This is a genomic window from Leptospira biflexa serovar Patoc strain 'Patoc 1 (Paris)' (assembly GCF_000017685.1).
Classification (GTDB): domain Bacteria; phylum Spirochaetota; class Leptospiria; order Leptospirales; family Leptospiraceae; genus Leptospira_A; species Leptospira_A biflexa.
Genome location: NC_010602.1, coordinates 1,203,332 through 1,216,627, shown reverse-complemented (window position 1 = coordinate 1,216,627; position 13,296 = coordinate 1,203,332). Strand labels below are relative to the sequence as shown.

Below are 13,296 nucleotides of genomic sequence, written 5' to 3'. Positions count from 1 at the left end.
CCATGATCACTACCAAATACCATAACGAAAGATTTGCCAATGCAATTCAATTAGTCCCCCAAGATGTTCCACCAATTTGGTTTATGCGCCAAGCGGGAAGGTATCATTCACATTACCGTAAACTCAAAGAAACATACAGTTTTATGGAGTTATGTAAAGAACCAGAACTTGCTGCTGAGGTTGCCTTAGGTCCTGTCAAAGAATTTGGTTTTGACGTGAGTATTTTGTTCTCAGATTTACTCTTTCCACTCGAAGCACTTGGGATGGGACTCACTTATGATCCAGGTCCCAAATTATCATTTTCTCTGACATCGATCACAGACCTAAACAAACTAAAACCAGTAGAGGAAGCAATCGAAGGATTGGTTTTCCAAAAACAAGCTGTGATTCGGACACGAGAAGTTTTACCAAAAGATGTATCTCTCATTGGTTTTGTCGGTGGACCTTTTACACTTATGACATATGCCAGTATCGGAAAACATGATGGGAATCTATCGTTTATCAAAACCAATCAAAACTTTGTAGATGAATTCTATACAATCTTACTCCCATTACTCAAAAAAAATATCGAATTACAATTACAAGGTGGCGCCGAAGTAGTAATGATGTTTGATACTGCTGCAGGAATGCTTGATCCAAATAATTTTCGCCGATACGTGGCAGAACCTATTGCCGAACTTACAAAAACGTTCCCGAATCAAATTGGATATTATGCTAAAAATTCCACAGAAGAGCATATACGCCAGATTCACAAAATTCCTGATTTAGTAGGATTTGGAGTTGACCATCGTTTTTCCATTCCAAACGTCTTACATGAGTTTGGTGGCAAAGGATTCATCCAAGGGAATTTTGACCAAGAATTATTATTTGCAGATCCTGTGACTCTCAAACACAAAATAAAAGAGTATCTTTTACCGATAAAGGATATGGATCCAAAAGATCGAGTTGGTTGGGTTGCAGGCCTTGGGCATGGAGTTTTACAATTCACTCCTGAAGCTTCTATCCACTCCCTAATCGAAGAAACAAGAAAGGTGTTTACTAAATGAAACAATTGCTAGAAAAATACGATACACCTGCCCCACGTTACACAAGTTACCCTACTGTTCCGTATTGGACAGATTCTCCAACGACGGAAGAATGTATCCAATCCCTCGAAACATATCTTTTCCCGAAAGAATCTAAATTGGCAGTTTACCTTCATATCCCTTTTTGTGAGACACTTTGTACATTCTGCGGTTGTAACACTTCCATCACAAAAAACCATACCGTCGAAGAACCATACGTGAGCGCAATTCAAAAGGAATTACTGTTATACATAAAAAATGTCCCTTCTCTCAAAGGAAAAGAACTCAGCGAACTACATTTAGGTGGAGGTAGTCCCACTTATTTATCTGATTACAACCTCCAGTCTACAATCGAATCCATTTTGAATCAACTGGCTCCTTCCCAAAATCCGCAGTATTCCATTGAAGTGGATCCAAGACGAACTAGAGTATCCCAATTAAAACTTTTAAGACAACTTGGTTTCCATCGGATAAGTCTTGGTGTCCAAGATTTTGATCCAGAAGTTCAGAGGCTTGTAAACCGCATCCAACCATTTGAACTCACTGAAAATATTACATTAGAAGCAAGAGCACTTGGATTTGATTCCGTTAATTTTGATTTAATTTATGGGTTACCAAAACAATCCTTAGATTCCATGAAATTCACGATTGAAAAAACATTGGAACTCAAACCAGATCGTATTGCCTTTTATTCTTATGCTCATGTACCTTGGATTAAGGCATCCCAACGTTTATTCACTGAAAATGACTTACCAGAACCAACACTCAAACGAGAGTTATATGAGATGGGAAGAACCCTTTTAGAAAAGGAAGGGTATCGGGAAATTGGAATGGACCATTTTGCGCTCCCACATGATAAATTATGGAAGGCATTCCATTCTAAACAATTACATAGAAATTTTATGGGGTATAGTGATTCCAAAACTGATGTCATGCTTGGACTCGGTTCATCTGCCATTTCCGAAACACCAAATCTTTTTTTCCAAAATATCAAACTCGAAATGAAGTATCGAAAGTCTCTAGTGGATGGTATCCTACCCATTCTCAGAGGACACAAACTCACAAACTCAGACCAATTAAGAAAGGAATTGATATTACAACTTATGACATCTTGGGAAGTAAAAGTACCGAATGACTTACAAAGCCATGTGAGACAATTTTTGACCGAGATGGAAAAAGACAATTTGGTCAATTGGCAGAAGGATACTCTTGTAGTGACAGAAACGGGAAAACCATTTTTAAGAATCGTGGCAATGGCATTTGATGAAAAACTGCAACTAAGCCAACCAACAAAACCTGTATTTTCAAAAGCAATATGAAAGAAGACATTCATATCTTCGGTGGTGGCATCACAGGTTTGTTTCTCGCCTACCACCATGTCAAAAAAGGAAATCAGGTGACACTTTATGAAGAAAAAAACACACTCGGCGGTGTGATCGGAACTAAAAAAGAAAAACAAGGACTTGTAGAACTTGCGGCCAACGGAATCCTTTTGACAGACGATATCAAATCGATGTTAGATGAGATTGGACTCAGTCCTGTTTTTCCCAAAAAGGCATCCAAACGTAGGTATTTTTGGACAAATCAAAAACTATCTCAATTCCCTATTTCCATTTTATCAGGAACAAAACTTTTATATTCTATTTTTCTAAAAAAACTAAAATTTGATCCTAACTTAAATTTTGAAGAATGGGGAAATCGAATGTTTGGTTCTTCCGTAACTAAAAATATCATCGAGCCAGCGCTAGGTGGAATTTACGGAACTAGATTAACCGAGCTGCAACCTGAGTCCATATTTTCTAAATGGGATGGAAGAGGACAGAGCACAATTTTCAAAGAAATTAAAAAACACAAAAAAAGAACTTACGGCACAGTATCTTTCCCAAATGGAATGGGAGATTTGGTCACCCATTTGGTAAATTATCTTTCTCCAAAAATGAATATCAAAACAGGTGTCTCGCTTTCAAATGTCGAGGAGTTACAAAATTTAACTGGGGCCGTTCGCATTTGTACATCCTTAAAGAATTTATTACCCATTTTAGAACCCATACTAAAACAAGACACTTCACCAAATTTACTAACGATATCCACTATCACTCGATTTGGTGAAACGAAACTTACCAAAAAACCATGTTTTGGAGTTTTGTTTGGTAAAAACGAAGGCATTCATGCGTTGGGAGTTTTGTGTAACTCCGATATTTTCGATGGCCGAGTCACGAATTCTGACAATTCTGAAACTTGGATTTATCCAAAGTTAGCTGGTATGGAAAACGATTTTCAAATGTATTCCATCTTAGAAAAAGATAGAGCTCTTATCACTGGAAAAGTCGAAGAACCGAAGGCTGTTTACAAAACTACCTGGGAAGGGGTTTTTCCCGCTTATGATAAAAATTTATATGACTTTAATCAAACACTGGATCAATTAGAAACCGAGTGGAAATCAAAAGGATTGGACATACAATTTTACGGGAACTATCGCAAAGGCATTGGCCTTCGCTCAATCTTTGAATCGACAATGTTGGAGTGATTCACCACCTTTTTCTCTACAAATACAATGTTGGATCTTCCGATCAGAATGCATCACTTTCTCTGCAAGGAATTGAATGAAACTTGGATAGATTCCTAAGGCTGGAATTCGGACAAACGATTTCCCTCCCATTTCCCAAGTTAAATCCTTAAATTGTTCCCCTATTTCTTCCAACGTTTCTAAATGATCACTGACAAAACTAATGGGATAAACGGCAATATGTTTTCCTTGTTTCGCTAAGGAAGAAATCATTTGGATCGTGCTTGGTTCTGTCCATTTAGCTGGTCCCACCTTACTCTGGTAAGATATGTGCACACCTCCATTGAACCCAAATTTTGAAAGTTCGTCTGCGATACCTTTTACCGACAACTCCACTTCTTCCATATATCGATCGCCTTTATGGATGAGTCGCATGGGAACTCCGTGTGCAGAAAATACTAAATCCAAATTTCTCCAATCACAATTGGGTTTTTCTTCTGGATAATGTAAGTATTGGTCTTTTGGAAGTTGGTTTGTAAAAAACTCATAAATGAACTTCGCAGAGATTGAATGGAAGTTTGGATCTAATCCAAAATGGGGAACATAACCACCGCTTCCAACGGGACACTCACCAAACTTTGTTTCCAATATGGCTAGTGTAGATAGAACAGTTGAACGAGAAAACTGAGGGTATAACGGAAGATAGACGGTATCTTGATTGGGTTTCCCAAATTCAATATCTCGCATATTGGGATAACCACATGCCATGGCTACCTTTACATTCCATTGTTCCGAACTTCTTTCATTGAGTGCCAACTCGAGCGCATGTGCTTGTTTTGCTGTCTCCTCCACAAGTGGAGAACCACCACCAAATCCCATTGATTCATAGGATTTTTGCACTTTGGGAGCTCTTTTTTTGGCAATGAAACGTGCGAGTCTAAGGCGTAAGAATTCAGGTAATGGTAAATCAAATACAAAGGGATCAGAAAATAAATCTCTTAAAAAAACTTCAATCTCAGATGGAGTTCTTGGCCCACCTAAATTCACAAGGATCAATGTTTTTACTTTGTTAGTTATCATAGGTGATGTAGTCACAGTGCGGGTAACGGGAACAAAAATAAATGGTTTTTCCATTTTTCCCTAGTTTGGTTTTCACATATCCATCCAAACATTTGGGGCAAGTTTTATTCTCAATATAAGTTAGACTCTGGTTCTGATTTTTAGTGTTACCTTTCTTCTCACTCCCTTTGCCATTTTTTACTTTTTCGGAAAGTGTCTGTTTTTCATCCGTATCATATTTGACTTTGGATTGATTTTCTTTGCCTATACTTACCATTTTTTTTCGTGGAGACTTTAGAATTTGTTTCAATTGATCATAAAAATTAGCCACAAGCTTCACTCGTGATGCTTTTTCATCTGTGATTTGGTCCAATTTTGATTCTAGGTCTTTGGTAAATGACTCACCGATTAAGTCAAAAAAATTCAAAAACAAATAAGAATCCACCTTCAAACCAAGTTGGGAGGGGCCGATGTTTTTTTTGTACTCCACAATGTACTTTCGCAATTTCAAAGTTTCGAGGATAGTCGCATAAGTCGATGGTCGACCCACTCCGGTGTCTTCCATTTTTTGAATCAATTTTCCTTGAGTGTATCGTTGTGGTGGTTCTGTTTCTTTTTCCTCAACTGAGTATGATTCATAAAAAAAGAGATCTCCTATTTTTGCATTCAACGAGATTTTTTCACGTTTCTCTTTGGGACGTGGAAAATTTTTGAATCCGGGATCAGATATCGTTTCAAATGAATGTTCAAAGATATGTTTTCCGATTGGAAATTCATATACTATCTCTTCTCCAATTTCTGGTTTCAAAAGTGAGGTTAAAAACCTTTCCCAAATCAATTGATACAATTTCCATTCATCCAATGTTAAAAACGATTTGATTTGTTCTGGCGAAAGACTTGGGTTGATTGGAGTGATTGCTTCGTGAGCATCCTGTGAAAACTTTTTTTGTTTTCCCTGGTTACGACTCCCTTCCCATAACAGGTTTGGATAATGTTCTTTTAGATACTTCTCACCTAAGTCTTGTTTTGATTCCGATACCCTGGTGCTATCCGAACGCATATACGTGATGAGACCTACTGTCTCACCTGCATGAAGTTTTTTACCTTCGAATAAACTTTGAGCCAGTCGCATTGTTTTTTTAGAATCAAATTGTAGGGCACGAAAACTTGATTCGAGTAAACTTGCAGTAGAAAATGCTTTCGGAGGGTTTCGTTTGATTTTTTTAATTTTGAGATTGGATAAAACTATATTTTTCAATCGGGACGGATCCGGTAATATTTGGATCTCATTTAAGATAGTTTGTATTTCTTCTTGTTTTAGTTTTTCTTTGGATTGGTATTTGAGTTCGATTGGATTCTCATTGAGCGTACCAATCAATTTGAGTTGGAAATAATTCTCTTTGGAAAAGTTTTGGATTTCTTTTTCCCTTTCACAAATCCAGTGTAATACGGTCGATTGGACCCGTCCTGCGGAAAGTGATGGAATTTTTAAATGTTTCCATAAATCGGGAGATACTTCAAATCCAAAGATTCGGTCTATCACTCGCCTTGCAATTTGTGATTCAATTTCTTGTTGATCAAGACCAATTTTTTTTTGAATTTGCGACTGTAATTCCTCTTTTGTGATTTCTTTCAATCGCAAACGATAAATAGGTTTTTTTAACTTGGAAAGTTCATCGAAACAATGTTTGGCGATAATTTCCCCTTCTCTGTCAGGGTCACTTGCTATGTAAATAAGGGAACATTTTTTGGCTTTGGTGGTTATGGTTGTAAAAAGACTTTTTTTGCCTTTTAACCACTCGTATTCAGGTTCAAATTGATTAGAAAGATCCACACCGTAAGATTTGGGTGGTAGGTCTTTGATATGACCTTTTGTTGCAACAACCAACCAATCCTTACCGAGATAAGAAGTGATGGTTGCCGCTTTTGTAGGTGATTCGACAATTAATAGATTGGTGATTTTAAAATCCCATCAAACGAAAATTAAACGAAAAGTCCTTCAACAGATAAGTATCTTTCTCCTGTATCGTAACAGAAAGTGAGAACTTTGGATCCTGCTGGGATTTCTTTTAATTTTTTAGAAACGGCAGCAAGACTTGCGCCGGACGATGTTCCGATGAAGATCCCTTCTTTTTTGGCAGCAAGGACAGCCATGGTAAATGACTCTTCTTTACCGACAGTGATGATTCCATCTAATAATTCAGTTTTACAGTTTTTAGGAATGAAACCAGCACCAATCCCTTGGAGTGGATGTGGGCCGGGTTTACCACCGCTGAGAACAGGAGAACCTTCTGGTTCCACAGCAAAAACTTTGAGTTTTGGAAAACGTTTTTTCAAATTTTCTGCACAACCAGTAATATGCCCACCAGTTCCAACTCCTGTAATGATATAGTCCAAACCATCTGGAAAATCTTTAGCGATTTCTTCTGCGGTTTTTTCTCTGTGTACTTGGATATTCGCCTCGTTTTCAAACTGTTGTGGCATCCAAGCATTTGGATTTGCCGCTACCATTTCTTGTGCTTTGGCAATCGCGCCAGGCATACCTTTCTCTCTTGGAGTGAGCTCAAATTTTGCACCGTATGCCGCCATGATTCGTCTTCTTTCCACGGACATATGTTCTGGCATCACAAGTGTGATCGCATAACCTTTGACAGCTGCAACCATCGCAAGGCCAATTCCTGTATTTCCAGAAGTTGGCTCCACGATGATTGAATCTTTTTTTAATTTTCCAGATTTTTCTGCGTCTTCGATCATCGCAAGAGCAATCCGATCCTTGATGGATCCACCTGGATTTTGTCTCTCTAACTTCATATATACTTCGTGATCGGTTCCAAATAAACGAGACAATCGAATATGTGGTGTATTGCCTATGGCATCTAAAATACTATTAAATTTCATAATTTCTCCGTTTCAGTCACATTTTGAAAGAAAATCTAGATTTGTCCACAATGAAATCATTGGGAATCAGGGGTTACGAAACGAAATCAAAAAGGAAAGGTCTTCCTTCATCTGTGCAAACACAGATGGATGATTTTCCACTTCGATCGCCTTTTCTAAGTAAGGTGCGGCAATGCGGAGATCCAATCGTCGTAAACCTAAAGAAGCTTTTTTTCTCACCTCAGGGTCCAAGTCCGATAACATTTCCGTCACCACTTTGAAATTCTGGTTTGGCAATCGTTCAATCCCAACAATGCCTGCCAAAATCGAAATTTTCGCATAAGGAACTTGTTCTTTACCGAGTGCTTCGGTAAGTGTGGCAAGATATTCTTTTCGATTGGATTCATACATGGCATCAGCAGCCGAACTTCTGATATAAAAATTCGGGTGGGACAAAGCCTGTTTAATCGTTGTTTCCGAAGCTTCCGTATGAGGTAAAGAACCTAATGTGCGTAAGATTTCTCCGCATGCCAAAACCATTGAAATTTCACCGTCTTCATAAAAGTAGGGGCTCGCATTGGAAAACCGATTGCCGACTCCATCACTGATCTTTCGTGTTTTTGGGCGATTGTATTCGACAAGAGAGGATGACTCGTTTTGAAACGTTTTGATTAGGACAGGTATGGCAATTCTGTCACCTTTTTTGGCAAGAGCTCTTGCTGCATAAAACTTAACAGCGGGAGCATTGTTCTCACTCGTAGGGAAATTAGGTGTACCTTCCAAGGCAGAAAGGATATCCCTCATCCCTCGATTGGATTTAATAAAGGTTAGACGATCGATCGCATCTCGAATTTCAAAAATATCAGAAGAAGATAAACGTTTCCTCTGGGTTTCAAAAAATACTTCGTCTTGTTCTGAGAAAACGCTCCCACTGGTAAGTACAAGTAACAAAAGAACATATTGGAATTTCATTCATTTCCCCCGAAATCGGAGGACATTGTAACCGATTTTGGTTAATTTTCTTTTAATTTTTCTGCGACTTCTTTTAATTTTTCAGAAAGGTCACCGAGTGTGGCTTTGTCTTCTTCCAAAATCGATTGGCTGAATTTTTCCAAATCCTTTTGGATTTGTTCCTTTTTTTCGCTCGCACGAGACGCCATTTTGCGGAGCAAATCTTCTCGGTAGAGGCTAAAATCAACTTCCTTTAATTCACCCAATTCTACCATTGAATTCACAATTTTTTCCAGTCGTTCCCGGGTCAGGTAATTGGCACCAATCCCTCCGAGAACCAGCCGTTCAAAAAGCCCCGAAACATCTCGGCCTGTTTCCCGAATCAGTGAGGTTAACATAAAATTCGAAAAATCTTCGTTCCTTTGGCCAAGGCTTACTTTCAAAAATGTTTGGCCGAGGATTTTAGGAGTGATGTCTTCTCCCGAAAGATTGTCTTGGACTTTGATCTCTTCTCCGCCGATGATCATCTTTGCCACATCTTCTAAGGTGATCGTGGAACTTGTTTCTGGATCATAGAGCCTGCGGTTTGCGTATCGCTTGAGTAGCTTCATTGGAGATGCTTTTTAAAATGACTTTCAAGCCTAGGGGGTCAACTAAAATACAATCGTATGGACTCACTATTCGGTGCCGTTTTGACACAACTTCCTGAACCAGAAAAAGATCTCCTTCTTTCATGGTTACAAGTGAATGGACTCGTAGTGAAAGAATGTACAAGTAAAAATTGGAAGGATTTCCCAAACTCAGTCCGAATGTTTTCGAAACCCTCCCCAGAATTAGCAAAAGAACTTTTAGATTGGAGCATAGAACCAATATTATGTGGGAAATTTTCTTCTGAGGAAAAACAAACTTACCAGTTTGCTGGAGTCTCTATGTTATGGGACAAACCGTTTCAAAAAATTTATACTTTCCCTACCCAAACATTGGTAGAAAAAAAATTAACATGGGTGGTTTTTACCAAAAATCAAATTCTTGATCAAAACATTTCCCTTTTATTAAAATCGATGGGTTACAAAGTTTATACAGAAGGAAATTCTGAATTTTTAATGAAAAGATTGTTAGTTGGTCCATGCCATTTTTTGATTTTGGATTGGGATCAATTAGATGCAAAAAACTTAGTCCCTCAGTTACAAAAAATCAAAGGAGAAAGAGCCTTTTTGTCCATCGGGATCAAAGATTTTTTTAAAGAACATTTGTATCGTGATTTAAAAATGGGTATCAGTGGAATTTCTGAAGTCCTCGTTGACAAAAAAGATTTTTGGAAAGTATTTTTGGAAAGTTTTCCACTCTCTGAAGACTCAGAAGAGATCAAATCCTGGAAAGAAACTTCTCGATCCGTCTCAAAACTAAGTTTTTCCTTCCAAGAAAAATTAATTCCTGTCTCTATGAAACAAATGGAAACAAATATTGTTTCTGCGAGTCCACATTCACTTTATTTGGAAACCATGGATCGGATTGATTTATTTCGTTGGTTGGAGTTATTTTAAACGAACGTAATGAATGGAATGACCCCATTCATTCGAACAACAACATATCATCACTGGAAAGTTCACCAGCACCTCGGTTTGGGAAAGCTTGTTCAAAAAATAAAGCTGCTAATAAGTCGAAGTCTTCATCTTCGACTCGATTCTCCAATTCCCAAATTTCATTCCTTCTTTTGATGAGTAAGGATACGGTTGCATCTTCTAAAGCAAAATCAATTTTCAATCGATTCAAAGTGCGAATCCAATAATTCAAATTATAAATACTATAGTCGCGAAAGTATGTCAATCCTGCGATGGTTGGTTCATATTTGAGTAATGCTTCTGTAAGGTAACAGGCAGTTTTTAAATCTTCGGTTGCACCCGTCTCTTTGTAACTTCGATAAATATGATGGATGGATTCGTGCATTGAGATTGTAGAATGATAAGAATCTTCAATGAGTCTAATCGATTCTGGATGAGATTCCATATAAGCAAATATATCAACAATCTCTCCTTTTTCCGCTGCTTGTTTTCTGGCCAAATCACATTCTTCGTCTGTGATTTTGGGATCTACAAGTAAGATGAAAAGATACTTGGTTTCAAACGCAAATCTAGATTCTTTGGGAATGTAATATTCGATCCAAATTGGTTCTTTGTAATAATCAATGGATTCTTGGAAACTGAGTTCGGGGGTGACTTTTAGGGATTTTAGTTTTTTGACGTCATCAGTGATGACCTTTTTCCCTTCTACCCTAGTTTTACTTCGTTTGATTTGTCGGAGTTCCGACTTATTCAGAAGAGGTTTGGGTTTGAAACTCGAGTCCATGTTGTAATCATCGACATTCTAAAAAAAGCGCAACAGAAAAGAACGGAGCCAAAATCCTAAGGGACTCAAAATTCCAGAATCGGCAAAGATCACCTTTCCCTCTCGGTTTAGAAATAAAGTCGTAGGATAGGCTGAGATCCTCCACTCTTTTAACATCCGATAATCGGCGGTGTAAATGGGATAAGGAGAATCAGTGGATAATTGTGAGAGAATTTCCTTGGTTTCTTCCGAATCTTCGGATTCCAATACGGACAAAAACAGGGTCTCTTTGGGTAAAAATTTTAAATTCGCTTCGAGGATGGGAGTATAAGCCTTACAAACCGTACACCAAGTAGCCCAAAAATACACAACCTTTGGGTGTCCTTTCCAGGAATTTGCTTCTGTAGGTGTCGTGGCGAGTGCTTCGATCGGAACAGAGGGATTTGTGTCTCTGGCTTTAAAATAAGCAAATCCTAATGTTGCCGAAAAAAAGAAAACAAACGCAAAAAACACCTTCCAGCCATAAGGTAACTGCTTCCAAATTTTCATCATCTCTATTGGTAGACTGGTGGATGACCCGATAAGTTCCCAAACATCAAAAATAAGATCAGAACAAGCCAAATCGCACCCGAAACGAGAACACTCACATCTGTCAATATGGCCCTCGTTGGGTTATGGCCCATGTTTTTAATATAAATGATATACAAGGAACGAAAAATGGCATATACCACAATCGGAACTGTATACACCATATAAGGAGTTCCTAAACTTTTTGCGGTTTCAGGGCTCACAGCATACATTACGTAACTAACGAGAGTTAGTGTTGCCACAACAGCCATCATCAGATCGAGGAATTCAATCGAATACTCTTCCAATATTTTTCGATGTTTGCCAGCATCTGTTTTTAATATATTAATCTCTCCCCTTCGTTTGGAGAATCCCCAAAAAAGAGCTAACATGAATGTACAAAGAAGTAACCAGTGAGAAAACTCAACTCCAATGACAACGGCCCCAGCGATGGCACGTAGTACAAATCCAATGGAGATACTCATCACATCTAAAATCACAATGTGTTTGAGAACCTTACTATATAACATATTGAAGAGTAAATAGAAGATTGTAAGGTAAAAGAAAACTGGTGAAAGTTTATAAGAACCTATCAATGCAATTGGAAGTAGAACTCCTGTGATGGCAAGTGCAATGCCAGAATCCAAATCCCCACTCGCAAGGGGTCTATGTTTTTTTTCCGGGTGTTTCGCATCCTCTTTTTGGTCGAGGAAGTCATTGAATACATACTGACAACTTGCCACTAAAGAAAAACAAAGGAACGCCAAACAGACCTTAGTCAAAGATGGCAGATCAAAAATCCGTTTGGAAAAAATCAATCCAGCAAATAGGATGATATTTTTGATCCACTGAGGGATCCGCATGAGTTTTAAGTAGAAATAAATCATTTTTTCTTCACTTTATGGGCTTCTATGTATTTCATTTTCAGTTTGATGGTTTTGGCATTGTAAATCATAGGAAATACCAAATGGATTTGTGGATTTCTTCCTGTAGTGATCATCTCAACAATCTCACCAGGTTCTTGTTTTCCTGCGGTTTTGACATCCACAATGGCTAAAAAATCTTGGTAGTCTTCTGGTAATAAAGATTTGCCGACGATAAATTTTTTCGAATATAAAATCTTTCCTGTGGCATCGAGAATCTGCAAATCATCCAAAACAAATCGAATTCCCCTTTGTTGCAAAGGATCAATGCGTAGTCCACCGAACTGGTTCATAGCTTCTGGTATTGGGAAACTCAGTTCGACCCATTTACCAATTTCTTCTTTTTTCAAAGGAATGGAAAGTTTAGAATCCTCTGTGGTCTGAGAATGTTCTTTGTCCAAAAAAGAATATAACTCGATGTTTTGATCCTTAAATTCTGGATATTTATACTGGTAATACAAGTAGGAAGAAATTGTAGTTACGAGAATCACAATGAAACCAAAAATTTGAATTCGACGAAGCTTACGATAGTCGTCGAGTTGAGTTTTGTAGATGGATTTGATTTCTTTTCCCACCGCATGGGACAAAAAATCATAAGTATTGAAACATTCCTCCAAGTAAGTATCGGTTTCGTCCTCGTCTAACGTCGATAAGGAGGGGAGTTGTGTTAGAAACTGAAATGGTTGGATTTTAATCGGAGATTCTGGAATCACAAAACCAGATACATCGGCTCCAAGAACGATCGGCGTCTCTTTGTTCCTTTTTTTCTGGAAATTGATAAAATCGTAACTCAGGTGATACAAAATAATTTTAGCATCTTCTAATTGAGAATTTGTGATTAAAATCTCTGCTGATTCCAATCTCGATTCTAATCGTTTGAGACTTTCCTTCAGATCAGACTTTGTTTTTTCTTTTTCCTCTTCCTCTTTCGTTAGATTTGGAGATTTCCATAAAGAATCAATCGATTTCATGATACCTAGACTCACAACTACCAATCCTTACTTTCCCTTAAAATACTAAAACT

13 protein-coding genes are annotated in these 13,296 nt (G+C 38.0%); 4 read left to right on the top strand and 9 right to left on the bottom strand.

Annotation, left to right across the window (positions count from 1 at the left end; all coding sequences use genetic code 11):
• Positions 1-2: 2 nt before the first annotated feature.
• The 3 genes from LEPBI_RS05725 to LEPBI_RS05715 are packed head-to-tail and all read left to right on the top strand — an operon-like array spanning position 3 to position 3,591.
• Entirely contained in the window at positions 3-1,046 is a 1,044-nt protein-coding gene (locus LEPBI_RS05725) for a uroporphyrinogen decarboxylase family protein (RefSeq protein WP_012388164.1), read from the top strand.
• A complete protein-coding gene (gene hemN, locus LEPBI_RS05720) occupies positions 1,043-2,383 on the top strand; it encodes an oxygen-independent coproporphyrinogen III oxidase (RefSeq protein ID WP_012388163.1) in 1,341 nt (446 codons plus the stop codon). The genes LEPBI_RS05725 and hemN overlap by 4 nt, the downstream gene beginning before the upstream one ends.
• A complete protein-coding gene (locus LEPBI_RS05715; RefSeq protein WP_012388162.1) occupies positions 2,380-3,591 on the top strand; it encodes a protoporphyrinogen/coproporphyrinogen oxidase in 1,212 nt (403 codons plus the stop codon). The genes hemN and LEPBI_RS05715 overlap by 4 nt, the downstream gene beginning before the upstream one ends.
• On the opposite strand, the gene hemH is transcribed toward LEPBI_RS05715, so the two are convergent.
• The 5 genes from hemH to LEPBI_RS05690 all read right to left on the bottom strand — a co-directional run bounded on the left by hemH (position 3,562) and on the right by LEPBI_RS05690 (position 9,068).
• Positions 3,562-4,650, bottom strand: coding sequence for a ferrochelatase (gene hemH / locus LEPBI_RS05710; protein WP_012388161.1), 1,089 nt, complete (start codon positions 4,648-4,650; stop codon positions 3,562-3,564). The genes LEPBI_RS05715 and hemH overlap by 30 nt on opposite strands.
• Entirely contained in the window at positions 4,640-6,544 is a 1,905-nt protein-coding gene (topA, locus tag LEPBI_RS05705; protein ID WP_420804596.1) for a type I DNA topoisomerase, read from the bottom strand. Before topA ends, hemH begins: the two co-directional genes overlap by 11 nt.
• A 68-nt stretch (positions 6,545-6,612) precedes the next feature.
• Positions 6,613-7,527 (bottom strand): cysteine synthase A, encoded by a 915-nt coding sequence (cysK, locus tag LEPBI_RS05700; protein ID WP_012388159.1) that lies wholly within the window; start codon positions 7,525-7,527, stop codon positions 6,613-6,615.
• Between the two features lie 66 nt (positions 7,528-7,593).
• The gene (locus LEPBI_RS05695) at positions 7,594-8,478 is read right to left on the bottom strand and encodes a HEAT repeat domain-containing protein (RefSeq protein WP_012476205.1); all 885 of its coding nucleotides are present in this window, start codon (positions 8,476-8,478) and stop codon (positions 7,594-7,596) included.
• 41 nt (positions 8,479-8,519) lie between these two features.
• Positions 8,520-9,068 carry a polyhydroxyalkanoate synthesis regulator DNA-binding domain-containing protein gene (locus LEPBI_RS05690; protein WP_012388157.1) on the bottom strand — a complete coding sequence of 183 codons (549 nt, stop codon included), beginning with the start codon at positions 9,066-9,068 and terminating at the stop codon, positions 8,520-8,522.
• Positions 9,069-9,125: 57 nt separating this feature from the next.
• Between LEPBI_RS05690 and LEPBI_RS05685 the strand changes: the two genes are divergently transcribed.
• Complete coding sequence (locus LEPBI_RS05685) at positions 9,126-10,001, top strand: hypothetical protein (RefSeq protein ID WP_012388156.1); 876 nt, start codon at positions 9,126-9,128, stop codon at positions 9,999-10,001.
• Between the two features lie 28 nt (positions 10,002-10,029).
• On the opposite strand, the gene LEPBI_RS05680 is transcribed toward LEPBI_RS05685, so the two are convergent.
• The 4 genes from LEPBI_RS05680 to LEPBI_RS05665 are packed head-to-tail and all read right to left on the bottom strand — an operon-like array spanning position 10,030 to position 13,243.
• On the bottom strand, positions 10,030-10,803 hold the full coding sequence (locus LEPBI_RS05680; RefSeq protein WP_012388155.1) for a hypothetical protein: 774 nt from the start codon (positions 10,801-10,803) through the stop codon (positions 10,030-10,032).
• Positions 10,804-10,821: 18 nt separating this feature from the next.
• Complete coding sequence (locus LEPBI_RS05675; protein ID WP_012388154.1) at positions 10,822-11,334, bottom strand: TlpA family protein disulfide reductase; 513 nt, start codon at positions 11,332-11,334, stop codon at positions 10,822-10,824.
• Between the two features lie 2 nt (positions 11,335-11,336).
• On the bottom strand, positions 11,337-12,236 hold the full coding sequence (locus LEPBI_RS05670; RefSeq protein WP_012388153.1) for a decaprenyl-phosphate phosphoribosyltransferase: 900 nt from the start codon (positions 12,234-12,236) through the stop codon (positions 11,337-11,339).
• On the bottom strand, positions 12,233-13,243 hold the full coding sequence (locus LEPBI_RS05665) for a hypothetical protein (protein WP_226992893.1): 1,011 nt from the start codon (positions 13,241-13,243) through the stop codon (positions 12,233-12,235). The genes LEPBI_RS05670 and LEPBI_RS05665 overlap by 4 nt, the downstream gene beginning before the upstream one ends.
• Positions 13,244-13,296 lie beyond the last annotated feature (53 nt).